21 protein-coding genes are annotated in these 25,852 nt (G+C 62.5%); 14 read left to right on the top strand and 7 right to left on the bottom strand.

Going from position 1 to position 25,852, the window contains the following annotated elements:
* Positions 1-63 precede the first annotated feature (63 nt).
* From kdpB to BTH42_RS04960, 7 genes are all read right to left on the bottom strand, one after another.
* Positions 64-2,175 carry a potassium-transporting ATPase subunit KdpB gene (gene kdpB / locus BTH42_RS04990; RefSeq protein ID WP_075296400.1) on the bottom strand — a complete coding sequence of 704 codons (2,112 nt, stop codon included), beginning with the start codon at positions 2,173-2,175 and terminating at the stop codon, positions 64-66.
* 124 nt (positions 2,176-2,299) lie between these two features.
* Positions 2,300-4,105, bottom strand: coding sequence for a potassium-transporting ATPase subunit KdpA (gene kdpA, locus BTH42_RS04985; protein WP_075296398.1), 1,806 nt, complete (start codon positions 4,103-4,105; stop codon positions 2,300-2,302).
* Positions 4,102-4,194 (bottom strand): K(+)-transporting ATPase subunit F, encoded by a 93-nt coding sequence (gene kdpF / locus BTH42_RS04980; protein ID WP_075296396.1) that lies wholly within the window; start codon positions 4,192-4,194, stop codon positions 4,102-4,104. Before kdpF ends, kdpA begins: the two co-directional genes overlap by 4 nt.
* Entirely contained in the window at positions 4,194-4,304 is a 111-nt protein-coding gene (locus tag BTH42_RS04975) for a potassium ABC transporter ATPase (RefSeq protein ID WP_075296394.1), read from the bottom strand. Before BTH42_RS04975 ends, kdpF begins: the two co-directional genes overlap by 1 nt.
* Before the next feature lie 215 nt (positions 4,305-4,519).
* Positions 4,520-5,494: a quinone oxidoreductase gene (locus BTH42_RS04970; RefSeq protein ID WP_075296392.1), complete on the bottom strand. Its 975-nt coding sequence runs from the start codon at positions 5,492-5,494 to the stop codon at positions 4,520-4,522.
* 100 nt (positions 5,495-5,594) lie between these two features.
* The gene (locus BTH42_RS04965) at positions 5,595-5,984 is read right to left on the bottom strand and encodes a methylglyoxal synthase (protein WP_075296390.1); all 390 of its coding nucleotides are present in this window, start codon (positions 5,982-5,984) and stop codon (positions 5,595-5,597) included.
* 70 nt (positions 5,985-6,054) lie between these two features.
* Positions 6,055-6,834, bottom strand: a complete 780-nt coding sequence (locus BTH42_RS04960) for an SDR family oxidoreductase (RefSeq protein ID WP_075296388.1) — start codon at positions 6,832-6,834, stop codon at positions 6,055-6,057.
* 337 nt (positions 6,835-7,171) lie between these two features.
* Between BTH42_RS04960 and upp the strand changes: the two genes are divergently transcribed.
* The 14 genes from upp (at position 7,172) to BTH42_RS04890 (ending at position 25,802) form a co-directional block, all read left to right on the top strand.
* On the top strand, positions 7,172-7,825 hold the full coding sequence (upp, locus tag BTH42_RS04955; protein WP_075296386.1) for a uracil phosphoribosyltransferase: 654 nt from the start codon (positions 7,172-7,174) through the stop codon (positions 7,823-7,825).
* Positions 7,826-8,392: 567 nt separating this feature from the next.
* Positions 8,393-9,121 (top strand): YebC/PmpR family DNA-binding transcriptional regulator, encoded by a 729-nt coding sequence (locus BTH42_RS04950; RefSeq protein WP_075296384.1) that lies wholly within the window; start codon positions 8,393-8,395, stop codon positions 9,119-9,121.
* Between the two features lie 139 nt (positions 9,122-9,260).
* The gene (gene purD, locus BTH42_RS04945; RefSeq protein ID WP_075296382.1) at positions 9,261-10,538 is read left to right on the top strand and encodes a phosphoribosylamine--glycine ligase; all 1,278 of its coding nucleotides are present in this window, start codon (positions 9,261-9,263) and stop codon (positions 10,536-10,538) included.
* Positions 10,539-10,812: 274 nt separating this feature from the next.
* Positions 10,813-11,736 carry an oxygen-dependent coproporphyrinogen oxidase gene (gene hemF, locus BTH42_RS04940; RefSeq protein WP_075296380.1) on the top strand — a complete coding sequence of 308 codons (924 nt, stop codon included), beginning with the start codon at positions 10,813-10,815 and terminating at the stop codon, positions 11,734-11,736.
* A gap of 62 nt (positions 11,737-11,798) precedes the next feature.
* The gene (locus BTH42_RS04935) at positions 11,799-12,518 is read left to right on the top strand and encodes a nicotinate-nucleotide adenylyltransferase (protein WP_256701798.1); all 720 of its coding nucleotides are present in this window, start codon (positions 11,799-11,801) and stop codon (positions 12,516-12,518) included.
* A gap of 4 nt (positions 12,519-12,522) precedes the next feature.
* A complete protein-coding gene (gene rsfS, locus BTH42_RS04930) occupies positions 12,523-12,978 on the top strand; it encodes a ribosome silencing factor (protein ID WP_075296378.1) in 456 nt (151 codons plus the stop codon).
* A 19-nt stretch (positions 12,979-12,997) separates the two neighbouring features.
* A complete protein-coding gene (gene rlmH, locus BTH42_RS04925) occupies positions 12,998-13,468 on the top strand; it encodes a 23S rRNA (pseudouridine(1915)-N(3))-methyltransferase RlmH (protein ID WP_075296376.1) in 471 nt (156 codons plus the stop codon).
* 291 nt (positions 13,469-13,759) lie between these two features.
* Positions 13,760-14,389 carry a nucleoside triphosphate pyrophosphatase gene (locus tag BTH42_RS04920; protein WP_075296374.1) on the top strand — a complete coding sequence of 210 codons (630 nt, stop codon included), beginning with the start codon at positions 13,760-13,762 and terminating at the stop codon, positions 14,387-14,389.
* Positions 14,390-14,398: 9 nt separating this feature from the next.
* Positions 14,399-15,868 carry a ribonuclease G gene (gene rng / locus BTH42_RS04915; protein ID WP_075296372.1) on the top strand — a complete coding sequence of 490 codons (1,470 nt, stop codon included), beginning with the start codon at positions 14,399-14,401 and terminating at the stop codon, positions 15,866-15,868.
* A 152-nt stretch (positions 15,869-16,020) separates the two neighbouring features.
* Positions 16,021-17,298 (top strand): site-specific integrase, encoded by a 1,278-nt coding sequence (locus BTH42_RS04910; protein ID WP_075296370.1) that lies wholly within the window; start codon positions 16,021-16,023, stop codon positions 17,296-17,298.
* A 312-nt stretch (positions 17,299-17,610) separates the two neighbouring features.
* On the top strand, positions 17,611-18,774 hold the full coding sequence (locus BTH42_RS04905; RefSeq protein WP_143751974.1) for an ABC-three component system protein: 1,164 nt from the start codon (positions 17,611-17,613) through the stop codon (positions 18,772-18,774).
* Positions 18,771-19,280 carry a three component ABC system middle component gene (locus tag BTH42_RS04900; protein ID WP_075296366.1) on the top strand — a complete coding sequence of 170 codons (510 nt, stop codon included), beginning with the start codon at positions 18,771-18,773 and terminating at the stop codon, positions 19,278-19,280. The genes BTH42_RS04905 and BTH42_RS04900 overlap by 4 nt, the downstream gene beginning before the upstream one ends.
* Positions 19,280-21,235: a DUF3732 domain-containing protein gene (locus tag BTH42_RS04895; protein WP_075296364.1), complete on the top strand. Its 1,956-nt coding sequence runs from the start codon at positions 19,280-19,282 to the stop codon at positions 21,233-21,235. The genes BTH42_RS04900 and BTH42_RS04895 overlap by 1 nt, the downstream gene beginning before the upstream one ends.
* Positions 21,236-21,701: 466 nt before the next feature.
* Positions 21,702-25,802: a P-loop NTPase fold protein gene (locus tag BTH42_RS04890; RefSeq protein WP_075296362.1), complete on the top strand. Its 4,101-nt coding sequence runs from the start codon at positions 21,702-21,704 to the stop codon at positions 25,800-25,802.
* The last annotated feature ends 50 nt before the right edge of the window (positions 25,803-25,852 follow it).

Below are 25,852 nucleotides of genomic sequence, written 5' to 3'. Positions count from 1 at the left end.
GTCTCTTTCCCTTTTCAGCACTTCGTCATTTCTTTGCGTAGCTGTGTGTGCTCACGTTCACGCTCACACCCAGCCGAACGCGGCCAGCACCATATCGATCAGCTTGATGCCGATGAACGGCACGATGATCCCGCCGAGCCCATACACCAGCAGATTGCGGCGCAGCAGGATCGCCGCGCCGAGCGCGCGATAACGCACGCCCTTCAGCGCGAGCGGAATCAGCAGCACGATGATCAGCGCGTTGAAAATCACCGCCGACATGATCGCGGAGGTCGGCGTCGCCAGATGCATCACGTTCAGCGCGTTCAACGCCGGATAGGTCGACGCGAACGCGGCCGGAATGATCGCGAAGTACTTGGCGATGTCGTTGGCGATCGAGAAGGTGGTCAGCGAGCCGCGCGTCATCAGCATCTGCTTGCCGATCTCGACGATCTCGATCAGCTTGGTCGGATTCGAATCGAGGTCGACCATGTTGCCGGCTTCCTTCGCGGCCTGGGTGCCGGTGTTCATCGCGACCGCGACGTCGGCCTGCGCGAGCGCGGGCGCGTCGTTGGTGCCGTCGCCGGTCATCGCGACGAGGCGCCCTTCGGCCTGGTGCGCGCGGATCGTCGCGAGCTTGGTTTCCGGCGTCGCTTCGGCGAGGAAGTCGTCGACGCCCGCTTCGGCGGCGATCGCGGCGGCGGTCAGGCGATTGTCGCCGGTCACCATCACGGTCTTGATGCCCATCTTGCGCAGTTCCGCGAAGCGTTCCTTGATGCCGCCCTTCACGACGTCCTTCAACTCGATCACGCCGAGCACGCGTGCGCCCTGCTCGCCCTTCTCGGCGACCACCAGCGGGGTGCTGCCGCGCCGCGCGACATCGGCGACCGCGTTGCTGACTTCGGTCGGGAAACGCCCGCCGTTCGCTTCGACGTAGTGCTTGACCGCATCGGCCGCGCCCTTGCGGATTTCGCGGCCGTGCGTGCCGGCCGGAGTGCCCGCCGGCGCGAGGTCGACGCCGCTCATCCGCGTCTGCGCGGTGAACGCGAGGAACACCGCGTGCAGCGACGCCATATCGCGCTGACGGATATTGAAGCGCTGCTTGGCGAGCACGACGATGCTGCGGCCTTCCGGCGTTTCATCGGCCAGCGACGACAGTTGCGCGGCATCGGCCAGCGCCTCTTCACTGACGCCCGGCGCCGGCAGGAACTGCGACGCCTGACGGTTGCCGAGCGTGATCGTGCCGGTCTTGTCGAGCAGCAGCACGTCGACGTCGCCGGCCGCCTCGACCGCCCGGCCCGAGGTCGCGATCACATTGGCCTGCATCATGCGGCTCATGCCGGCCACGCCGATCGCCGACAGCAGCCCGCCGATCGTGGTCGGAATCAGGCACACCAGCAGCGCGGCCAGCGCGGTGATCGTCACCACGTGGCCGGACTTCGCGGCCTCAACGGAGAACATCGAGAACGGCAGCAGCGTCGCGGTCGCGAGCAGCATCACGATCGTCAGCGCGACCAGCAGGATGGTCAGCGCGATTTCGTTCGGCGTCTTCGCGCGCTTCGCGCCTTCGACCATCGCGATCATCCGGTCGAGGAACGCCTCGCCCGGATTGGCGGTCACCCGCACGACGATCCAGTCCGACAGCACCCGCGTGCCGCCCGTCACCGACGAAAAATCGCCGCCCGACTCGCGGATCACCGGCGCCGATTCGCCGGTGATCGCCGATTCGTCGACCGACGCGACGCCGTCGATCACTTCGCCGTCGGCCGGAATCACGTCGCCGGTTTCGACCAGCACGACGTCGTCGCGGCGCAGATCGGACGCGGTCATGATGCGGATCGGCGATTTCGGATGCGGCTCGTTGAGCTTCTTGGCCAGCACGTCTTTCTTCGCACTGCGCAGCGACGCGGCCTGGGCCTTCGAGCGGCCCTCGGCGAGCGCCTCGGCGAAGTTCGCGAACAGCACCGTGAACCACAGCCACAGCGTGACCGCGAGAATGAACCCGGCGGGCGCCTCGGCCTGGCCGCCGAGCGCGGCGATCCACAAGATGGTGGTCAGAATGCTGCCCACATACACGCAGAACATCACCGGGTTGCGGAACTGGGTGCGCGGCGTGAGCTTCCTGAAAGAGTCCACGATCGCCGGGCGCACGAGCGCCGGGTCGAACATGGACCGTGTAGCGTTATGTTCAGTCATTGAATCCTCGAATATCGCTGGGCGCGCGCCGCGCGGATACCGGCGGGGTCCCCGCCCGGTGCCGGCTGCTTGCAGGCGCGCGCTGTATGAGCTGGTCTTCAGTCGCTGGGTCGAAACGGCGGCGTCAGTGCGCGCCCATCATCATCAGATGCTCGACGCCGGGACCGAGCGCGAGCGCCGGCACATAAGTGAGCGCGCCGACCAGCAGCACCGTGCCGAGCAGCAGCACGACGAACAGCGGTCCATGCGTGGGCAGCGTGCCGCCGGTGACGCCGATGCGCTTCTTCGCGGCCAGCGAGCCGGCGATCGCCAGCACCGGCACGATCGTGCCGAAGCGGCCGAACCACATCGCGATACCGGTCAGCCAGTTGTAGAACGGCGTATTCACCGACAGCCCCGCGAACGCGCTGCCGTTGTTGTTGGCGGCCGAGCTGAACGCGTAGAGGATTTCGGAGAAGCCGTGCGCGCCGGGGTTCGAGATGCCCGCGCGGCCCGCGTCGGTGAGCACCGCGATCGACGTGCCGACCAGCACCAGCAACGGCGTCAGCAGCACGACGATCGACACCATCTTCATCTCGTACGCTTCGATCTTCTTGCCGACATACTCAGGAGTGCGGCCGATCATCAGCCCGGCCACGAACACCGCCAGCAGCGCGAACACCAGCATCCCGTACAGACCCGAACCCACGCCGCCGAAGATCACTTCGCCGAGCTGCATCAGCAGCATCGGGACAAGGCCGCCGAGCGGCGTCAGCGAGTCGTGCGTATTGGCGACCGCGCCGCACGAAGCCGCGGTGGTCGTCACCGTGAAGATGCCCGACTGCGCGATGCCGAAGCGGGTTTCCTTGCCTTCCGCATTGCCGCCGGATTGCAACGCGCCGGCCGACTGGTCGACGTTGAGCGCGGTGAAGGCCGGATTGCCGCCCTGCTCCGCGGCGATCTCGCCGAACACGCAGACGCCGAACGCGATCGCCATTGCCGCGAGCACCGCGACGCCCTGGCGGCGGTCGCCGATCATGCGGCCGAACACCAGCGCGAGCGCCGCCGGGATGATCAGGATCGAGAACATTTCCAGCATGTTCGAGAACGGCGTCGGGTTCTCGAACGGATGCGCGGAGTTGCCGTTGAAGAAGCCGCCGCCGTTGGTCCCGAGCATCTTGATCGCTTCCTGCGACGCGACCGGGCCCATCGCGATGGTCTGCGTCTTCACCGGGGTATCGACCGTGACCGGATTGCCGTTCGCGTCCTTCAGCGGATTGCCTTGCGCGTCGAGCTTCGGCGCCGCGTAGGTCGTGGTCTGCAGCGTCGGCACTTCCTGATAGGCCTTGAAGTTCTGGATCACGCCCTGGCTCATCAGCAGCGCCGCGACGATCGCCGCCATCGGGATCAGCACGTACAGCGTGACGCGCGTGAGGTCGACCCAGAAGTTGCCGATGGTCTGCGCGCTATGCCGCGCGAAGCCGCGCATCAGCGCGATCACGACGACGATGCCGGTCGCCGCCGACAAAAAGTTCTGCACGGTCAGCCCGAGCATCTGCGTCAGATAGCTGACCGTTTGCTCGGGCGTGTAGTCCTGCCAGTTGGTGTTGGCGACGAAGCTGACCGCGGTGTTGAACGCGCTGTCGACCGACATCGCGCCGAATTGCTGCGGATTGCCAGGCAACCAGCCCTGCACACGCAGCAGTGCGTAGAGGAACAGCACGCCGAGCACGTTGAACGCGACGGTTGCAATCGCATAGTGCTTCCAGCTCATCTCCTCGGCCGGATCGACGCCGGCGATGCGGTACAGCAGCCGCTCGAACGGCGCGCCGATGCGCAGCACCCGCGAACTGCCGTCGATCACCGCGCCCAGATAGCGCGCGACCGGCACCGCGGCGGCCAGCAGCACGACGATAAAAAGCCCTGCCTGCAGGACATTGTTCGCGTTCATTCAATGTCCTCCGCGCGCAGCAGCGCATACACGAGATAAATAAACAGCAGCGCGGTGCACGCACCGGCCAGCCACAGCATCCAGTTCATCAACGCGCTCCTTGCCCACGGCGGAACTGCATCAGCTTCTCGCAGCCGCCAATCAGTCCAATGGTCAGCACGGCAAATAGCACGAGCCCCCCGACATACAGCACATCCATTCTTGTTCTCCATTCACGGATTCTGGATGGGTAGAACGGTATGCCGATCGGCGTAAAGGGCTGGTCAAAGATGCTAGGACGTACGTAAAAATCGCGTAAATGGAGCGGACGGGGACGCTAAAAAGAAAGGGCCGCGCCATCTTGCGATGGGCGCGGCCCTCGAGTGCTCCGGGTCGGCAACCGGCCGGTCGGCCGGCCCGTGTTCGTGGATAGTTTTACGGCAACAGAATCGTCGAACCCGTCGTGCGACGCCCTTCGAGATCCGCATGCGCCTGACCGACATCGGCCAGCGCATAACGCTGATTGATGCTGGTCTTCACCTTGCCCGACGCGAGCACGTCGAACAGCTCGGCCGACATCGCCTCGTAGTCGGGGCGCCTGGCCATATACGTAAACAGCGTCGGGCGCGTGAAGAACAGCGAACCGCGGCCGGCGAATTCCGACGAGTCGATCGGCGGCAGCGGACCCGACGCATTGCCGAAGCTGACGAAGAGCCCCAGCGGCGCCAGACAGTCGAGCGACTTCTCGAAGGTGTCCTTACCGATCGAATCGTAGACGACCGGCACGCCCGCGCCGTTGGTAATCTCGCGCACGCGCCTGGTGAAGTTCTCGCGCGTGTAGACGATCGCGTGATCGCAGCCGTGCGCTTTCGCGACCTCGGCTTTTTCGTCGGAGCTGACGGTACCGATCACGGTCGCGCCGAGCGCCTTCGCCCACTGGCACACCAGCAGACCGACGCCGCCCGCCGCGGCCTGGATCAGGATCGTGTCGCCCGGTTGCACCCGATACGTGCGGCGCAGCAGATACTGCGCGGTCAAACCCTGCAGCATCACCGACGCGGCCTGCTCGTCGCTGACCGCATCCGGCAGCTTGACGACCTGCGCGGCCGGCAGCACACGCTCCTGCGCATACGCGCCGGGCGGCCGGCCGACATAGGCGACCCGGTCGCCGACTTTCAGACCTTCGACGCCCGCGCCGAGCGCGCTGACCTCGCCGGCCGCTTCCATGCCGAGCCCGCCGGGCAGCGGCAACGGATACAGGCCGGTGCGGAAATACACGTCGATGTAGTTCAGGCCAACCGCCGTCTGGCGCAGGCGGATCTCGCCCGCGCCGGGTTCGCCCACTTCGACGTCGACCCATTTCATCACTTCGGGGCCGCCGGTTTTATCGAAACGGATTGCCTTGACCATCATGTCTCCTTGATCTGTCGGAATGTCGGTGTGAAATGCCGGGATGGATTCGGGTTGCCGGCGCGGCGCCGTGCGACGCCGCGCGGCCGGGCAAGCACGTTCAGGCTTCGCCGCTCATGCGCAGCGTCAGCACGTCGAGCACCATGCGCGCGGTCGAAATATTGGTCGCGCACGGGATGTTGTGCACATCGCACGCGCGCACCAGCGCGTTGATGTCCGGCTCGTGCGGCTGCGGCGTCATCGGATCGCGCAGGAAGATCACCATGTCGACCCGCCCTTCCGCGAGTTGCGCGCCGATCTGCAGGTCGCCGCCGTGCGGGCCGGACAGCATGCGCTCGACCTTCAGCCCGTGCGCGTCGCTGATGCGCCCGCCGGTGGTGCCGGTCGCGATGATGTCGCAACGCTTGAGCGTCGCGACGTACTCGCCGGCCAGTTTGACGATGTCGTCCTTCTTGTGATCGTGCGCGATCAGCGCAATGCGGGTGGTCATGACGTAAGACTCCTCAAACCGTTGTGACTGTCGTTGTTGTGGTGCGTCGTGATGATTCGGTGCGGCCGGCTCAGAACGTGCCCGGGAAGGCGCCGCCGTCGATCAGCCAGTTCTGCCCGGTGATGTAACCGGCATGCGCGCTGCACAGGAACGCGCACGCGCGGCCGAATTCGTCGCGATTGCCGAAGCGGCCGGCGGGAATCGTTTTCATGCGCTGCTGGCGGGCTTCGTCGACGGAGATGTTGTAGGTCTTCGCCTGCGCCTCGAAGGTGACCGCGATGCGGTCGGTGTCGAACAGGCCCGGCAGCAGGTTGTTGATCGTCACGCCGGTCGGCGCGACCTTGCGCGCGAGACCCGCGACGAAGCCGGTCAGCCCCGAGCGCGCGCCGTTCGACAGACCCAGCACGTCGATCGGCGCCTTCACCGCCGAGCTCGTGATGTTGACGATCCGGCCGAAGCCGCGCGCGCTCATCGAGTCGATGGTCTGACGAATCAGTTCGATCGGCGTGAGCATGTTCGCTTCGAGCGCGCGGATCCAGTCGTCGTGCGTGAAGTTGCGGAAGTCGCCCGGCGGCGGGCCGCCCGCGTTGTTGACCAGGATGTCCGGCTGCGGACAGGCGGCGAGCGCCGCGGCGCGGCCTTCCGGCGTGGTGATGTCGCACGCGACCGTCTTTACTTCGACGCCGCTTTGCTTGCGGATCTCGGCGGCGGTCGCTTCCAGCGTCTCGGCGGTGCGCGCGACGATCGTCAGATTGACGCCCTCGGCGGCGAGCGCTTCCGCGCAGCCGCGCCCCAGACCCTTGCTCGCCGCGCAGACCAGCGCGGTGCGTCCTGCGATTCCCATGTCCATCGTGTGTGTCCTCGTGTCCTTGTGTTTTCGTGTCGGAGTGTCTCGGTCCCTGCGCCGGCGCTGGCGCCGACGCGCGGGCGCGGCGCGGGCGTGGCGAAGTTTCCCCAGATTCTAGAAGAATCGGTGCCGGACTGTGCCGGGGCATCTGAATCGCGAAACGCTATCCCGCCGTCCCCGACTGCAATCTCCGGTATCGCCCGGCGCCACTCTTTCGGTAAACTTGCGGCGTGGCGCGCGCCACGGGGTTACGTGGGCGGTCTATCCGCCCACGCACGGACCGGAACCACCCACGCGCGCGCCGAACCGATCCACCTTGCCGCCGCGCGCGAGCCCCGCCATGACCACCCAGGACAGCCGTTTTCCCAATCTTTTCATCCTCGATCACCCGCTGATCCAGCACAAGCTGTCGCATATGCGCGACCGGGACACCTCGACGCGCACGTTCCGCGAACTGCTGCGCGAGATCACGCTGCTGATGGGCTACGAGATCACCCGCAACCTGCCGATGACCACCCGCCGGATCACCACCCCGCTCGTCGATATCGACGCGCCGGTGATCGCCGGCAAGAAGCTCGCGATCGTGCCGGTGCTGCGCGCGGGCATCGGCATGTCGGACGGGCTGCTCGAACTGGTGCCGTCGGCGCGGGTCGGCCATATCGGCGTGTACCGGGCGGACGATCACCGCCCGGTCGAATACCTGGTGCGGCTGCCGGACCTCGAAGACCGCGTGTTCATCCTGTGCGATCCGATGGTCGCGACCGGCTACTCGGCGGTGCACGCGGTCGACGTCCTGAAGCGCCGCAACGTCGCCGGCGAGAACATCATGTTCCTCGCGCTGGTCGCCGCGCCCGAAGGCGTGCAGGTGTTCCAGGACGCGCACCCGGACGTCAAGCTGTTCGTCGCGTCGCTCGACTCGCATCTGAACGAGCATGCGTATATCGTGCCGGGCCTCGGCGACGCGGGCGACCGGCTGTTCGGCACCAAGAACTGAGAGCGGCCGGCGCCAGGGCCGTCGCGAGGACGCGCGGCGCCGGCCCCGGCGTGCCGCGCGCACGCCACATCCCCTCTGCCGCGCCGGCCCGGCGTGATAAAATTCGAATCCGCTCGACCAGCCGACCCGCACGCTCATGCGCACCATCGGCGCACCATCGCCGGCAATTTCGACTGGCTTGATGTGCGTCAAGTGCGTTAATGCGGCGCCTCGCCCCGGCACCCGAACCCGGTGCCTGTCCGGCCGGCGCCCTGTTTGCCGCCGGCAAGCCGCCCCGCCCCAACCGCGCCGCCGCCATCGGCGGCTTCGCTTCACCAGCGGTAAGGCCTGAAGCGGCGCCAACGCAAACGGACGGCAACGAGCGGCAAGACGCGGAAACGGCCGGCATCGCGGCCAGGCCCGGGCAGGCCGGCCAAGGTAGGCAGAGCGCCAACGGGCTGGGGGCAATGCCCCGCCGGCGGTCTTTCAGCAGACGGTTTCACATCGAGGCGCGCGAGTCGCGCCCGACATCGCAACGACAATTGCACTATGCGTGCGCCCCGCTGGCGCGCGCGACGGAGAAAAGGTATGGCGGGTCATTCGAAATGGGCCAACATCAAGCATAAGAAAGCGGCGGCCGATGCCAAGCGCGGCAAGATCTGGACGCGGCTCATCAAGGAAATCCAGGTCGCGGCCCGGATGGGCGGCGGCGAAATCGACTCGAACCCGCGTCTGCGGCTCGCGGTCGACAAGGCGTACGACGCCAACATGCCGAAGGACAACATCAACCGCGCGATCCAGCGCGGCGTCGGCGGCGCGGACGGCGCGAACTACGAAGAAATCCGCTATGAAGGCTACGGCATCGGCGGCGCGGCGGTGATCGTCGACACGATGACCGACAACCGCACCCGCACGGTCGCGGAAGTGCGCCACGCGTTCTCGAAGAACGGCGGCAACATGGGCACCGACGGCTCGGTGTCGTTCATGTTCGATCACGTCGGCCAGTTCCTGTTCGCGCCCGGCACCGCCGAAGACACGCTGATGGAAGCCGCGCTCGAAGCCGGCGCCGACGACGTCGTCACGAACGAGGACGGCAGCATCGAAGTGCTGTGCCCGCCGAACGATTTCTCGAAGGTCAAAGCCGCGCTGGAAGCCGCGGGCTTCAAGGCCGAACTGGCCGAAGTCACGATGAAGCCGCAGAACGAAGTCGAGTTCACCGGCGACGACGCGGTCAAGATGCAGAAGCTGCTCGACGCGCTGGAAAACCTGGACGACGTCCAGGACGTGTACACGAACGCGTCGATCGCCGACGCATGACGGCGCGCCGGCCACGCGCGACGCCAATTGCGCGCCGCGTCGCCGGCTGCGGGCCTCGCCGGCCCGCGCCACGCAGGTTTTATTGCACGGCTGGGCGCCTCGCTCAGCCGTTTATAGTTTTCAAGTCTCGGGGATTCACATGAAGTTACTCGTCGTCGGTTCCGGCGGTCGCGAACATGCGCTCGCATGGAAGCTCGCGCAATCGCCGCGGGTCCAGCTCGTCTACGTCGCGCCGGGCAACGGCGGCACCGCTCAGGATGAGCGTCTGCGCAATCTCGACATCACCGAGCCGGCCGCGCTCGCCGATTTCGTCGAGAAAGAGCAGATCGCCTTCACGCTGGTCGGGCCGGAAGCACCGCTCGCCGCGGGCATCGTCAACCTGTTCCGCGCGCGCGGTCTGAAGATTTTCGGGCCGAGCAAGGAAGCCGCGCAGCTCGAAAGCTCGAAGGACTTCGCGAAGGCGTTCATGAAGCGCCACGCCATTCCGACCGCCGAATACGAAACCTTCGCCGACGTCGCCGCCGCGCACGCGTATCTGGACGCCAAGGGCGCGCCGATCGTGATCAAGGCCGACGGCCTCGCCGCCGGCAAGGGCGTGGTGGTCGCGCAAACGCTGGAAGAAGCGCACGCCGCGGTCGACATGATGCTGTCGGACAACAAGCTCGGCGATGCCGGCGCGCGCGTCGTGATCGAGGAATTCCTCGCCGGCGAGGAAGCGAGCTTCATCGTGATGGTCGACGGCAAGCACGTGCTCGCGCTCGCATCGAGCCAGGACCACAAGCGTCTGCTCGACGACGACCAGGGCCCGAACACCGGCGGCATGGGCGCCTACTCGCCCGCGCCGATCGTCACGCCGCAGCTGCACGCACGCGTGATGCGCGAAATCATCCTGCCGACCGTGCGCGGGATGGAAAAGGAAGGCATCCGCTACACCGGCTTCCTGTACGCCGGTCTGATGATCGACGCGCAAGGCAACCCGAAGACGCTCGAATTCAACTGCCGGATGGGCGACCCCGAAACGCAGCCGATCATGGCGCGTCTGAAGGGCGACTTCTCGAAGGTCGTCGAACAGGCGATCGCCGGCACGCTGGATACGGTCGAACTCGAATGGGACCGCCGTACCGCGCTCGGCGTCGTGCTGGCCGCGTACAACTATCCGGACACGCCGCGTAAGGGCGACCGCATCAACGGCATCCCCGCCGAGACCGCGGATTCGGTCACGTTCCACGCCGGCACCACGCTGGCCGACGGCAAGCTGACCACCTCGGGCGGCCGCGTGCTGTGCGTGGTCGGTCTGGCGGATTCGGTGCGCACCGCGCAGGCCGCCGCGTACGAGACGATCAACCAGATCGCCTTCGACGGCATGCAGTACCGCCGCGACATCGGCTTCCGCGCGCTGAACCGCAACAAGCAGTAAGCGCGTTTGTCTCTGCGCTGGTTGTCCCCGCCCGCGCGCGGGGGCGGCCGATAGCGGCGGCGCCGGCGCTACACTGCGTCTGGCGCGCTCGTCGCGACGGGCGGGCAGCCCCGGATCATGCAGGCACGGCCACGCGCCGCCCGCATCGGCCCGGCGCCCCGCCCGCTTCACCAGAACGGCCGGCCCGTATGGGCTTTAGCAGTCCCGCACGCGGCCGTCGCCTGATTCGAAGAACCCGCGGCACGACGAGCGTGCCGCCTCAGCACCCGCATTCATGAGCAATTCGAGCTACGACGCACAGATCGTGCGCAGTTGGCTGCAAGGCCTGCAAACGCAAATCGCCGACACCCTCGGCGCGTTCGACGGCACGCCGTTCGCGACCGACGCGTGGCAACGCGCGCCGGGCGAGAAGCTGCGCGGCGGCGGCGTCACGCGGATTCTCGAAGGCGGCCAGTTCTTCGAGCGCGCGGGCATCGGTTTCTCGGACGTCGCCGGCGACGCGCTGCCGGGCTCGGCGAGCGCCGCGCGCCCGCAACTGGCCGGACGCGGGTTCGAGGCGATGGGTGTGTCGCTGGTGCTGCATCCGCGCAATCCGCACTGCCCGACCGTGCATATGAACGTGCGGATGCTGATCGCGACCAAGGAAGGCGAGGAGCCGGTGTTCTGGTTCGGCGGCGGGATGGATCTGACGCCGTATTACGGCTACGAGGAAGACGCGCGGCATTTCCACGAGGTTTGCCGCGACTCGCTCGCGCCGTACGGCGCGGACCTGTACCCGCGCTTCAAGCGCTGGTGCGACGAATACTTCTTCCTGAAGCACCGCAACGAGCCGCGCGGCGTCGGCGGGATTTTCTTCGACGATTTCGCGGAGCTTGGCTTCGAGCAATCGTTCGCTATGCTGAAGAGCGTCGGCGACGGTTTCCTGAAGGCATATATGCCGATCATCGAACGGCGCCGCGACACGCCGTACGGTGAGCCCGAGCGCGCATTTCAGGGCTACCGGCGCGGCCGCTACGTCGAGTTCAATCTGGTCTTCGACCGTGGCACACTGTTTGGACTGCAAAGCGGCGGACGCACCGAATCGATCCTGATGTCGATGCCGCCCGTGGTGAACTGGCGCTACGACTGGCAGCCCGAGCCGGGTACGCCGGAAGCGCGTTTGTATAGCGATTTTCTCGTGCCGCGCGAGTGGGTGTGACGGACCGGCGCTTTACCGGCCTGCCTGACGCCTCGCCAACGGTCACGACAAAGGACCCGCATCTGAAGCCGAACGTTCACCCTGTCGCCCTGCCTCGCCGGATCGGTCTGCTGGGCGGCACCTTCGATCCGATCCACGACGGCCACCTCGCGCTCGCGCGGCGTTTCGCGCAGGTGCTGCGGCTGACCGAACTGGTGCTGCTGCCGGCCGGCCAGCCGTGGCAGAAAGCGGGCGTGTCGCCGGCCGAACACCGGCTCGCGATGACCCGCGCGGCAGCCGCGTCGCTGAAGCTGCCGGGCACGAGCGTGCAGGTCGCGACCGACGAAATCGAGCACACCGGCCCGACTTACACGGTCGACACGCTGCAGCGCTGGCGCGAGCGCGAAGGCGACGACGCGTCGATCACGCTGCTGATCGGCGCGGATCAACTGGTTCATCTCGACACATGGCGCGACTGGCGGCGCCTGTTCGAGCTCGCGCATATCGGCGTGGCCACGCGGCCCGGCTTCGACCTTGGGTCGATTCCTCCCGCGGTCGCCGAAGAAATCGCCACACGGCGCGCGAGCGCCGAGGTGCTGCAGGCAAGCCGCTGCGGCCATCTACTGATCGACACGACGCTCGCGTTCAACGTGTCGGCCACCGAAATTCGCGCGCATCTGCGCGAGCAGGTCGAACGCCGCCTCGCCCACGCGGGCGGCGGGGCGCAGCAGGATCAGGCCGCGAGTCACGTCCCCGCCGCGGTGTGGGACTATATTCTTCAACATCATCTGTACCACCGGTAACTCCATGGATATTCGCAAACTGCAGCGCGTGATCGTCGACGCTCTCGAAGACGTCAAGGCGCAAGACATCAAGGTGTTCAACACCACCCATCTGACCTCGCTGTTCGATCGCGTGATCGTCGCGAGCGGCACCTCGAACCGGCAAACCAAAGCGCTCGCATCGAGCGTGCGCGAAGGCGTGAAGGAAGCCGGCGGCGAGATCGTCAGCACCGAGGGCGAAGACATCGGCGAATGGGTGCTGGTCGATTGCGGCGACGCGATCGTCCACATCCTGCAACCGGCGCTGCGCCAGTACTACAACCTCGAAGAGATCTGGGGCGACAAGCCGGTGCGCGTCAAGCTGTCGACGCCGAGCCCGTTCGGCGGCGCGCGCGCAAGCGAAGGCGACGACGAGGAAGACGACGAAGAGGAAGCGCCGGCCGCCAAGCCCGCGCGCAAGACCGCCGCGCGTCGCAAGTAAGCGCGCGACCGTTCTCGCGATGAAACTGCATATCCTCGCAGTCGGCCACAAGATGCCCGACTGGATCGCCACCGGCTTCGACGAGTACGCGAAGCGCATGCCGCCCGAGCTGCGCATCGAGTTGCGCGAGCTCAAGCCCGAGCAACGTTCGTCGGGGCGGTCGGCCGAAAGCGTGATGGCCGCCGAGCGTCAGAGGATCGAAGCCGCGTTGCCGAAGAACGCGCGCATCGTCGCGCTCGACGAACGCGGCAAGGACTGGACCACGATGCAGCTCGCGGGCGCGCTGCCCAACTGGCAGCAGGATGGCCGCGACGTGGCCTTTCTGATCGGCGGCGCGGACGGGCTCGACCCCGAGCTGAAGTCGCGCGCCGATATGCTGCTGCGGGTCTCCAGTCTCACGCTGCCGCACGCGATGGTGCGGGTGCTGCTCGCCGAGCAGCTGTATCGCGCGTGGACCATTACGCAGAACCATCCGTATCACCGCGCGTGAGCGTTCGAGTCTCGGTGAGCCTGAACGCTTGACGCGGTGCATCTCATGGCGCGGCGCGTTGCCGTGCCCTGCTGAACACCCCTGATCCCGCCGCATCGATTCACTCGTCGACGCGGCGCGCCGGCGCATGCCCGCATTGTGCAGTTGCATACGCGTGCATTTGCGCTGCGCGGCATTTCATGCAACGATCTGCGCGCACGCGCAACGCCGCAATGCCGCATTACCCTTCCGCCCTTTCATCCACGCTCACCGCTCTCACGCCATCCGCTCGCGTTCCAACGAGATCCATTCATGTCCACGCCTTCCGCTTCGCTGCATCCGTTCGTCTACCTCGCCTCGCAAAGTCCACGCCGCCAGGAGCTGCTGCAACAGCTCGGCGTGCGCTTCGAACTGCTGCTGCCGCGCCCCGATGAAGATGCCGAAGCGCTCGAAGCCGAGCTGCCCGGCGAGACCGCGCACGCTTACGTGCAGCGCGTGTGCATCGCGAAAGCGCACGCGGCGCGCGCGCGGCTCGTCGACGGCGGCCATCCGGCACGGCCGATTCTGGTCGCCGACACGACCGTCACGATCGACGACGCGATTCTCGGCAAGCCCGTCGACGCCGACGACGCTGTCGCGATGCTCACGCGCCTCGCGGGCCGCACGCACGAAGTGCTGACCGCGGTCGCGGTAATCGATGCCGAGGGCGCGTTGCTGCCCTCCGCACTGTCGGTATCGACGGTGCGTTTTGCTGCAGTGCACGCAGACGCATTGCGTCGTTACGCTGCGAGCGGCGAGCCCCTTGGCAAGGCCGGTGCTTATGGCGTGCAAGGACGCGCGGCGGAGTTTATCGAGCATATCGACGGGTCCTATTCGGGTATCATGGGTTTGCCGCTTTTTGAAACCGCTGCCCTCCTGCGTGCAGCGCGCATCGACTTCTAGAACAACACCATGAATGAAGAAATCCTGATTAATGTCACGCCGCAGGAAACGCGCGTCGCGCTCGTTCAGCAGGGCGCCGTCCAGGAACTTCATGTCGAACGAACGCTGTCGCGCGGGCGCGTCGGCAATGTCTATCTCGGCAAGGTTGTGCGTGTGCTGCCGGGCATGCAATCCGCGTTCATCGACATCGGCCTCGAACGCGCCGCGTTTCTCCACGTCGCCGACATCTGGCATCCGCGTATCGCCGGCGAAGCGCCGCATCAAACACCGCATCAGCCGATCGAAAAGATCGTCTTCGAAGGACAGACGCTGATGGTGCAGGTCGTCAAAGACCCGATCGGCACCAAGGGCGCGCGTCTGTCAACTCAAGTCAGCATTGCCGGGCGCACGCTCGTCTATCTGCCGCAGGAGCCGCACATCGGCATCTCGCAGAAGATCGAAAGCGAGGCCGAACGCGAAGCGGTGCGCGCGCGGCTGACCGCCGTGCTGCCCGCCGATGAAAAAGGCGGCTACATCGTGCGCACGATCGCCGAGGATGCGAGCAGCGAAGAACTCGCCGCCGATGTCGCGTATCTGCGCAAGACGTGGGCGACGATTCTGTCGCAAGCGCAGCGCATGCCGCCCACGAGTCTGCTGTATCAGGATCTGAATCTCGCGCAGCGCGTGCTGCGCGATTTCGTCAACGACGACTCGTCGCGTATCCAGGTCGACTCGCGCGAGACGCATCAGATGCTCGCCGATTTCGCGGCGGAGTTCACGCCGGCGGTGTCATCGAAGCTGCACCACTACACCGGCGAACGGCCGCTATTCGATCTGTACAACATCGAGGCCGAGATTCAGCGCGCGCTGTCGCGCCGTGTCGATCTGAAGTCGGGCGGCTATCTGGTGATCGACCAGACCGAGGCGATGACGACGATCGACGTGAACACCGGCGGCTACGTCGGCGCGCGCAATTTCGACGACACGATCTTCAAGACCAACCTCGAAGCCGCGCACACGATCGCGCGGCAACTGCGGCTGCGTAATCTGGGCGGCGTGATCATCATCGACTTCATCGATATGGAGAACGCCGAGCATCGCGATCAGGTGCTGGGGGAATTGAAGAAGGCGTTGTCGCGCGATCGGACGCGGGTGACTGTGAATGGGTTCTCGCAACTCGGGCTCGTTGAGATGACGCGCAAGCGTACGCGTGAGTCGCTCGCGCATGTGCTGTGCGAGCCGTGTCCGGTTTGCCAGGGTAAGGGGCAGGTGAAGACTGCGCGGACTGTTTGCTATGACGTGCTGCGCGAGATTCTGCGCGAGTCGCGGCAGTTCAATCCGCGCGAGTTTCGCGTGGTCGCTTCGCAGCAGGTGATCGATCTGTTTCTCGAGGAAGAGTCGCAGCATCTGGCGATGCTGATCGATTTCATCGGCAAGCCGGTGTCGTTGCAGGTGGAGTCGAATTTGAGTCAGGAGCAGTATGACATCGTTCTGATGTAGGTCCGCCAAGGGCCGACGAGCTCCAGAGAATTCCCATAAATTCGTTAAAATTCAAACAGATATAAAAATAACCATCCGTATCAATCCGTTGCCATCCGTGCAGAGCGCGCCTAAAATGTGTAGCTAGATATGTAGCTAGACAGAGGCGCGTCATGGCAACTCGCGGAACGAATGTTCTATCGGATCTCGAACTAAGGCGATGGATTCGGGAAAGGCGACCTCTCGCAAGAACTGACGGCGGCGGCTTGACCTTTACCCTTTCAGCCACCGGCACTGCGTCTTGGATACTCCGTTTCCGGATAGGCGGAAAACCGGAAGAATTGACACTCGGCCGCTACCCCGATCTGACGCTGTCGGCAGCACGCAAGCTCGCGGCCGAAAAGCGCGTCGAAGTCCAGAAAGGCAACAACCCGGCGACCGAGAAGCGCAAGGACAAATCCCGGAAGAATTGGACAGTCCGCCAGCTCGTTTCCGACTACCGAGAGAAGGTGCTGGTCAATTTGGGATTAAGCACGCAGCGAAGCTACGGCCGAAACCTGAAGCGGACCGAGAACGTACTCGGTGCGATGCAGGTACGCGAAGTCGAAGCGGCAGATATCGTTGGGCTGATCGAGCGCGCCAAGCTTGGATGGGTCGAGGCGAACACGCTGTTAATCGTTGCAAAAGCCATCTTCCGTCACGCCGCTGGCAAGAAGGTCATTAATGCAAATCCCGCCATCGGGGTCGAGCTAGTTTCGATCATTGGTCCCCGTCCTCCCATTCGGCAACGTCTTATGCTGACGGCCAGTGAGCTGCACGTGCTTTTGAACGCAGACATGAATCGCGAGAACCTGCTCTCGGTCAGCATCCTTCTCGCGACTGGCGTTCGCTCGGAGGAGTTGTATAAAGGCCTGCGGACAAACGTATTCCTCGATGAAGCACGCTGGCATATTCCGGGCAGCAAGACAGGCACAGCAATGGACATTCCGCTCGCGCCGATTGTTGTCGACTGGTTCCGTGAACTGCTCGCAATCAATACCCGCTCCCGCTATATTCTTCCAACCAGGGCCGCCAGCCGAGCGGCGCGGCATGGTGGTGACGCACACCTCAGCAAGGACGCCATCCGGGAAGCCATCGATTACTGGATCGACAACCACAAACCTTCGATACGCCGATTTACACCGCATGATCTTCGTTCGACCATGAAGTCCCATATGCGGAAGCTAAGGATCAGCCGCGACGTCTCTGAGATGTGCCTGAATCACAAGCTCCCCGGCGTCGAAGGAATCTACGATCAATACACATACTACGGTGAACGACGCCTTGCCTTGGAACGGTGGGCAGCATTCATCGAAGACTGCCGACAATCAAAGGGGGAACTTGTCGAGTCCACAACAAAGACAGATTGCGACGACAGCGATCTTGATCTCATTGACGCGTTATCGGCTTGAGGGAGAGCAACCGACTCACCAACGAAGCGCCTGCCCAGGTAGTCGACGCGCCCACGATCATCGCGTTCGCTCACACCCCGAAACACTGCCCCGCCCCATGAGCTAAAGTCTTCCCCTACCACGCCGTTAGCCAGAGTATGGCCGTTTCATCGGATATGATTCGACTGCAGGAGACCTACATTAAGTACCCTATGCGTAACAAATCGTGCAGACCAGCCCTAAGCTGAATTGTTGAGATTCGGGGAACATCATGGAGTTTACGAATTCTAGATGGGAAGCATTCCATAGTCGGGCGGACTTGGGGCGAAGCGGATGAAAGCCTTGGTCAAGCACAGCGCACCTGGCCCCTATCTGGGCTTTTCATTGCAGCCAGTCCGGCTCTGTTACCACCTCCTCAGCAGTCCATCGGATTCGAGCGTTTCCTTAGAGCTTCTGGATGATGTCGCTGTTCACTATTCCGATGGAAATGTTCTTTTGGAACAGTGCAAGAGCGCGCTGTCCCACAACGCGCTCTCTGATTGGTCCGAGGACCTTTGGAAAACCATCGCGAATTGGCTTGTCGCGGTCGAGTCCAAGAAGGTAGACGGGACCAAAGCAACGTTTCGCCTGTACGTGACACCGCCGAAGTCCGGGAAGGTAAGCTCAGCCATTCATGATGCGACGTCTGCAGATGCCGTAGACCAGTTGCTCAAACAGGTCAAAGACAAGCTTAGCAAGAAGGCTGAACCGCCGAAGTGCATGCTGCACGTGCAAAAATTTCTCGATGTCGCAACCGCTCTTCGCAATCAGGTCATTTGTAAGACGTCGGTTTTCAGCAATGATACAGATCCGATACAACCTCTCCGTGCTCTGTTGGCGCCCACTGTTCCGGATGAATCAATTGACGTCATTTGCGAAGCTGCCATTGGTATGGCACAGGCGAGAGCAGACCGCCTCATCCGTGACGGCATGCCGGCTCTGATTGGTGTCGGAGAGTTTCGGAAGAGTTTTCACGCCTTCGTTCAGCAGAACAACATGCCCGGCTACCTTGCCTCGCTATCCGCGATTCCAACGACGGTTGACACGAAAGCAGTACTCTTGAGTAGACCGATGTTCGTGCGCCAACTGCAGTTAATCGAAGCCACGGAGGCGCAGCAACTTCGGGCGGCAAGTGATCTCATGCGAACGTCCGGCGACAAGGTGAAGTGGGCCGAAGCCGGATTCATCTATGACGACACCTTTAAGGATTGGGAAGACTCGTTGCTGCGTCGGCACGAAGCGTTTGCCGGCGAGGTCAAAGATCTCTATTCGGACAAGCCGGAAGTCGTGCAAGGCCGACTCGTCTATGGCCGATGCTCGGTCTTGGAGGTACCCATAGGTAGCCGCACGGTGCCGAACTATTTCACCCATGGAGCGTTCAACGATCTGGCAGACAAACGAGAGCTTGGCTGGCATCCGGAGCACAAAGCCCTTCTAGACGACGAGGACGAAGCATGAGCGAAGTCGTTCAACTACGCCGCCTTAGCGAGGCTGCACTGGTTCAGAACGAGGCGCTGGGTGCCTACGCCCTTTGGAAGTTTGGACTTGGATACCAAGATCGTGACGGACTTGCAGCGACGCTGCCCCTCGCATTCCTTGTCCTTCCGCTGATCCTGCATAGCCCAACCTTGGCGACGGTGCTGAGTACGCATAAAGCATCGGGGTTGCATCTGTTCGCCGGCAAGCTCGGGGATAAGCGGGAAGATCTCATTGCGATTCACAGTCGGGCGATAGCGCTAAGGCGACTGACCTTGGACTCACTAGTGTCGGCGGAGCGAGCCGGTCTCATTCGGATCGATCCGATGACGGCCACGATCTGGTCCAATGGTCCGTACGACGACTTGCGCATACCTGTGCTGCGGGAGCGAATTCGACGCCTTGAGCCGGCTTGCGAAAGGATCGGATACTGGTTTGCTGGCCTCACCGATCAGCAGGTAGTGCACACACTGAAAGTGGGATATTGATGTATTTTCAACTGCGACAACTCATTTTATGGCCACGACGCGGTGGCGAACCGCGCATAGTGACGTTCGAGCCCGGCGTGGTCAACGTTATCAGCGGGGCATCGAAGACCGGCAAGTCGTCGGTGATACCCATAATTGACTACTGTCTGGGATCGGAAAAATGCACTATTCCAGTGGGCGTAATTCGCGAGAGTTGCTCCTGGTTTGGCGTGCTGGTCGATACACTTGAGGGACAAAAACTGATTGCCCGCCGGGAGCCTGGCGATTTGAAGGCCTCTGGCGACATGTTGCTTTTGGAGGGAGCGGAAATCGAGCCGCCGCCTGTCATCCAAGAGAAGAACCAGACAGTTGACTACGTCAAGGCAGTCCTGAATCGCCTTGCCAGCCTGTCAAACTTGCAATTTGAGCCTGGTAGCGAGGATCGGTTCAAGTCACGGCCAAGCTTTCGAGATCTGATGGCTTTCATTTTTCAGCCTCAAAATATCGTCGCGAACCCCGATGTCATGTTCTTCAAAGCGGACACCACGGAGCATCGCGAAAAGCTAAAAACCATCTTCCCTTACGTGCTTGGTGCAATCAGCCCAGAGCTTCTGCAAGCGCGCCACGAATTGGAGCGCATCGCACGACTGCTTCGCCGAAAGGAAGGCGAGTTGAAAGCCCGACAGGCTTCCGGAGCTTCCTGGCAACGCGAGGGCTTCGCTTGGGTACGTCTTGCGATTGAGTACGGACTACTGCCCGCGGACACAACTGTACCGAACGACTGGTCCTCGATCGTAGACCTACTTCGAGCCGCAATGCAAAGCGACGCTCAAGCTGCGACCCCAACGCTCGCTTCCATGGACGTCATATTAGCGCGGCTTACTGAGCTTAGGGTGGCTGAGTCCAAGCTCGTGATGGATCTTAATCAGTCTCGTAATCGGCTGCACGAACTGCGGCGCCTAGATGAGAGTAGTGACACGTTTCTGGATGGCCTCCACGTCCAGCGTGATCGGTTGGAATTGTCGAGATGGATTCGCGAATTGGCCACCGAACGTCCGGCGTCGGTATTTGAACCGAGCGATGCGGGACGAGCGCGGATTGATCAGCTTTGCGAAGCGCTTGACGGCATAGAGCTTCGGCTGCGATCGCATCCGGGAGTTACGGAATCTTTGGGAAGAGAAACGCTTCGTCAGCGCGAAGCAGTGGATACGACCCTTGCGAATCTCGCGGCAATTCGTCAAGAAATAAGAACACTGGAAGGCCAATCGGAAAAAGCGCGCAAGGTGACAACTCGTGGCGAGGAAATCTCCCGTTTCCTCGGCCGCCTAGAAGAAGCCCTGAGGTTGTATGAAACGCTCGACACGTCTTCAACACTTCATGAAGAGATTTCCTCGCTAAGGACACAGGTTGAGGACCTGAACAAGCTGATATCTGAACACGAGATAGGTCGGAAAACGGAAAACGCTTTGGATACGATCCAATCTATTTCATCACGGCTAATTCCACAGCTTGATGGCGAGTGGCCAGATGCCCCTATTCGACTCAATATCCAAGATCTCACGGTAAAGGTTATTCGTGGTACGCGCGATGATTTCCTTTGGGAGATCGGTAGCGGTGCAAATTGGCTCGCATACCATGTCGCGCTCACCCTTGCCCTACAAGGCTTCTTTCTGAGCAAGCTGAATCATCCAGTGCCGGGTTTGCTAATCTATGATCAACCAAGCCAAGTCTACTTTCCAACCCTACGGGCAGGAAAAGCATCAGATGCGAACTTAGACCCAGAATGGGACAACGAGGACGTAGCTGCTGTACGAAAGGTATTTACGCTTTTCGATGGAATCGTCACAAAAACCGCAGGCCGGTTGCAGATCGTCGTACTTGATCACGCTGATGAAGAAGTCTGGGGTGGACTCGCCAACGTCCATCGCGTCGAAGAGTGGCGCGGACAAGGCCTAGTGCCGACTGAATGGATCTGAATTCTTGGGATCACGGCGATACGTACTGCGACGGCCAGCCGCAACAACAAACTCCTCCTTCTGCGATACGCGCAGCCAATCACCTGCGCGGAGTGGCAAATACATGCGTTCAGCGAACGGCCACGGCGGGCGCGCCTCGCACCCGTCCGTTCCACGAAGACTCGGTTGTTCACATCGGCGACGACAGACCGCAGTTTATGGCTGTCACATGCTGTCATGTTTATCGAACCCGTAGCGTCCGGGCGCGTTTGTTCGGAGCTCCCGCCGGAGTATTATGCCGTGTGACATACTTGGACTCACGCCGCGTGTACGGTCAAAACCTTTCGGGAGCGACAAGGTTCGAACGAGGACTTTCGTTTGCCGGATGAACCGGGGCGCTTATTTCGATCGAGATCAAGTGGGCACAATCGAATCGAGCAGGTTTTCGATTGATCTTCATGTCAAAACAGCGCTAAAAAAATAGACCATGAAAAAAGAAGCTCCCACCGCCAGTGAAATGCCGTCCGTTTTAGACCGGGAGATCGCGGACGCGCAACTCGACGCGTTTGGTCACCGTCATTTCGCGCTTGCGTTACGCAGTCTGATCGAGTCTGAGGATCACCCGACCCCTTTCAGCATTGGCCTTCTCGGTGGCTGGGGCACAGGTAAGAGCAGTATCAAAGAGATGTACATGGCCGAGCTTCGAAACGATGCCACAAAGCATCAGGGCGCGAGGCGATCGGAGAAGATCCAGTGCATAACCTTTAATGCATGGCGCTTTGGCGGGCGTGACCAAGACATCAAGCGAGCGCTCCTGCGCCACGTATTCCTTGAACTCGGAGGGCACGAGGAAAACCTGCAGGACAGGCTCTTCCGGCAGATCAGCCACGTCACGGAGCAACCCAAACCGACGCTCAAATACTTCTGGGAGACGCTTCGCTCCTGGATGCTGCCGATTCCCGCTGTGCTGGCGGTCATGGTCGCATTCATCATCGTTCTCGCTGCCAGCAACTTGGTTTTTGGTTCCGGTCACGACGTGACCAAGGCGACGTTGACGGTGTGTGTGGCGATTCTCTTTGGGTATGTGTTCAAGCACGTGAAACCACCAGAAGTGAAGGCAACGTCTGCCATGACGCGCGTGATGCTTCCGAGCACCAGTTCGGAGCAGTACGAGGACATGTTGGTTGGACAGCTTGCCCGCTACAAGGACGGAAAAGACGAGTCCCCTGACGGACGGAGCGGGAAGAAATGCGAACGGCTGGTTGTGTTCGTTGATGATTTGGACAGGTTGTCGGCGGAAGAGATGGTGCTCGGCCTGGATGGCGTGCGCACGTTTATGGAGATTCCGAAAGGTCGCCTGCCGAACGGACTGGGTCTGGTATTCGTTATTTCATGCGACGAAGGGAAGATTGCGGATGCGCTGGCCAAAGGCCGGCGCTCGGCCGACTTGCCCGCGACAGTGTTCAACCGCTTTGATGCCCGACGGTATCTCGACCGGATCTTCCAGTTTCGCCTGGAGATTCCACCGTCACCGCGTAACGACATGCGAGACTTTGCTACCCGGAAGCTGGAAAGCATGGGGGGCGTTGCGGCCGATCTCGCAGCGCGCGGCGTACCTCTGGCCCCCGTTGTTGACCGAATGATTCACACGGGCGTGCAGGATCCGCGAAATGCGCTGCAGATCGTCAACGCGTTCGAGCAGTCGTGGTGGCTGGCAAAGAAGCGTGAAGCCGACGGGGTAGGCAGCGATCGTGCCGGTGGGTTGCACGAAGGGGCCGTCACCGATCATCCCATATCGCTAGGCGCGCTTTCAGCCCTGAAGGTGAGCTTTCCAGATTTTTATCGCGAGCTGCAGGACGACCCTGAGCTTCTCTTTCACTTCACAGAAGTTGTCGTGAGAGGGCAAAGTCTGTCGGAGCGGCCGGAATCCATCCGGCGAATCCTCGCCGACAAATACCTGTCCGAGCCCGCGTTGGGTGGACAGCAGGCTGCCAACGAACAGAAACCGCAGCTGCGACCGGAATACCGGCCACTACGTCAGTTTCTCGCCGGGCTCGTAGGTGTTCGATGGCCCCAGCCACTGGAAAGCCTGCTACTGCTTTCCGAAGACCCCATCTCCCGACGGCTGGGACCCAAGATTGCCCCCTTGCGAAACGCATTCATATCCGGCGACACAAATGGAGTTCTGGAGGGACTGGGCAGGCACCATGATGTTTCGCCGTTGAGCTTGGAACAGGCAAAGAACCTTTACAACCTCTTTGAGGATATGAGAGGCGAAACGGAAGCACGCCGCACGAATGGCGCACGCATGATGGCGGACGTAATCGAGCGGATTCCAGACCCACCTCTCACACAGGTGCTAAACGAGCTTTGCAGGACGCTTGACGACAGTCCGGACCTGCGTGCGCAACTGGGACCTGCACGAATCAAGGGGCTGCTCGCCAAAGCGTCAGGCTCCGACCAACGCGCCGTGACTTCCCGACTCGTTGGCGACGCGATGGTGGACGACGACCTGGGCCTCAAGCTTGACTCTGGCCAGACGCCAAACCTGGACGAGGCAGTCGGGATGGTGAAAATCATTGTTGCGCTTGCCATCCGTGTGCGTGCGCAACAGGGTCTGGAAGCGAGGGAAGATGCGCTGTTCCTGGACTGGTTGCTGGCCCGAAATGTTCGTGTTCGCAACGCATCCCGACAGCTTGGTTTTGATGAGCTGGAGGGCTGGCTCTCCGTGGACACAGGTAGCATCGCCAGCTCTCTTGGGACGCGCTACGTGGACGCGCTCGCCAGTGAGCTAGATAAGGAGGAGCCAGCGACATTCGACATCGATGCCGCGACGCAACGTGCTGGCGGCGTGTTCTCGGCACAGATGACGCTCGGAGAGGAGGCACGGCGCGCAACGTGGCCGATCGTCTGCCGGTTTATGGAGCTCACCCAGCCAATTGCAGTAAGAACCGCCTGGCAGGTCGCCGTATCAAACGAGGGGCTCGCCACGAATGTCGAAATCTCGTCATTCGTCAACGCCTTCGCTGCCCGCCTGCTGCACGACCTCACAGACAACAGTTCTGAGGTCGACGTTCGTGAGGCGTTCCCCGAGTTGATGAAGCTGGTTGTCGCGCGGATTGAGTCGCTCGACGATAGCGCGCTGCAGAGTCTGGTTGAGCTTGCAACAGCGTGGAGTCGCAACGATGCTCACGCCCGGCTCGCGTGCGACGTCGTCTCTCAACTGCGTCGGGTGAACAAGACCAAGGCCACGGCGGTGTTGACCACCTGGGCACCGCGGGTTATTTCGGACCTCCCGCTGCCGTGTCTTGAGATGCTGACGGAGCTTCTGCCCGGAGAAGATGACAGCCTTAAGGCCTCGGCCGTGAACACAGTGACCACCATACTGAACAAGGAACCGATTAACGATGCCATGTCAGCCCGTTACTCAACCTTCGTCACGGGGCTTCCCGCTTCCAGCTGGGACAAGGCGCCATTCAAGCCGCACCTAGACAGTGCCTTGAGCAATCTCGCCAACCGGAGCGCGAACGAGAACTATCTTAGAGCGATCTTCCCCCCCATCGCAACAGTGCTTGCCCATGCAACACCCTCCACGCTTGGAAGCTCGCTGCAGCAGCTCTTCCAGCAGGCCAAAAACCATCCGGGTCACTACGCGTTGCTACATCGACAGATGGTCGGTCGCTGGCCTGCGTCGGCCCCGACGATTGCGCCGTACGACCCCTCTGTCTTGTTTGAAGAGGCCTGTGCCACTTCAATCAGCCAGGCGGCCAACGTGAAAGACGATGTGCTCGCCTCCGTTTCCGATATGTTCGATCGCGGTGTGGTCGGGCAGGACAAGCGCGCGCGTCTCATCGAGACCGCATGCGCCCTCTGGAAGGTCGAGCCGCGACTTGCGCTACCGTTCGTCCGTCGATATCCGGGCCTGTCGGTCGAGCAGATTGATGCGCTTGTGAGCACGTTGAAAACCAGCGAGCCGGAGCAGATAGCGACACTGAACGAGGCATGGCAGATCGTGTCACGACACATCGCGGATGATGCGCGTCGGGCAGTTACCGTTGCGCTGCTTCGTCGCGGAGCCATTCAGGCCAGTGGGGACGCAGACCTAGCCTTGAATGTATGGCTTTCTGCTCAGGATGACAGCGGACGTGCGTTGCTGAACGACTTGCTCGTCGATTCCACAATTGCTGATGAACAACGAACAAGACTCTGGCGACAAGCCATCTCACGCTCTCAGATATTTGGCAAAGGTTTTTTTGTTGACGCAATTCCACGTTCCTTGGGCGTGCAGAACAGCGAGGCCACCTCGGCCGCCATTTTCGACAGCGAACAGACCATTGAGAAGCTGATGCACGATGGCGAGTCACGTTCGGATCTAGCCCGTGGCCTGATGGGCCGGTTCCACGAGTTCGGAACGGAAACGATCAAGGGCGGCGCAAGTGCAATGGCAAATCGGCTGGTCGGCAACGTTGCGCTGAAAGGGTTGAGCATCGAGAGTCTAACGACAAACGATGTTGCAATTCTCTCTGGCGCTTTTGGATCGTCCAAGGAGCTAGACCGGATCGGAGACAGGATCCATAACGACACTTAGAAGCGTGCTGGCTCTCGCAAGCTGTTCGCAACTTTATCTGATCGTCCGAG

This window comes from Burkholderia sp. SRS-W-2-2016, from assembly GCF_001931485.1.
In the GTDB taxonomy this organism is placed as follows: Bacteria; Pseudomonadota; Gammaproteobacteria; order Burkholderiales; family Burkholderiaceae; genus Paraburkholderia.
Note: the sequence above shows the minus strand (reverse complement) of the source record. Positions and strands in the feature narration are given on the sequence as shown.